Origin of the sequence: Flavobacterium hibisci, assembly GCF_020026925.1 — a bacterium.
Lineage (GTDB): Bacteria > Bacteroidota > Bacteroidia > Flavobacteriales > Flavobacteriaceae > Flavobacterium > Flavobacterium hibisci.
Genome location: NZ_JAIQDW010000064.1, coordinates 1 through 382, shown reverse-complemented (window position 1 = coordinate 382; position 382 = coordinate 1). Strand labels below are relative to the sequence as shown.

The following is a 382-nucleotide window of genomic DNA, read 5'->3' as shown; positions in this document are numbered from 1 at the left end:
AGGCGTATGTGAAATACAATTACTTTCATAAAGAACAAAAGCGCAGGCAACAGCAAAATCCGTTTTTGGTTCAAAACCTTTTTTACAACCACGAAAAAGATTTTTTTGTGTGCCCGATGGGACAAAAAATGAATTGTATCGGCACTGGAAAACGCACCAGTTCAAACGCATACCAGGCCACAGTGAGTTACTATCAGGCGCAAAATTGCCAGGGTTGCCCACTTCGAAGTTTGTGTCATAACAGTAAGACCAACCGGAGAATTGAAGTGAATCATCGCCTGAATGCCCTTAAATTCAAAGCTAAGGAACGGCTTAATTCTGAAAAAGGGAAACAACACCGAAGCAAACGTCCAATAGAAGTTGAAGCGGTTTTCGGGCAACT

1 protein-coding gene is annotated in these 382 nt (G+C 41.9%); it reads left to right on the top strand.

The genetic code is table 11. From position 1 onward, the window contains the following. Window positions 1–382: transposase (locus K8B81_RS20850; protein WP_223683449.1), on the top strand; the 382-nt coding region annotated here is incomplete at both ends.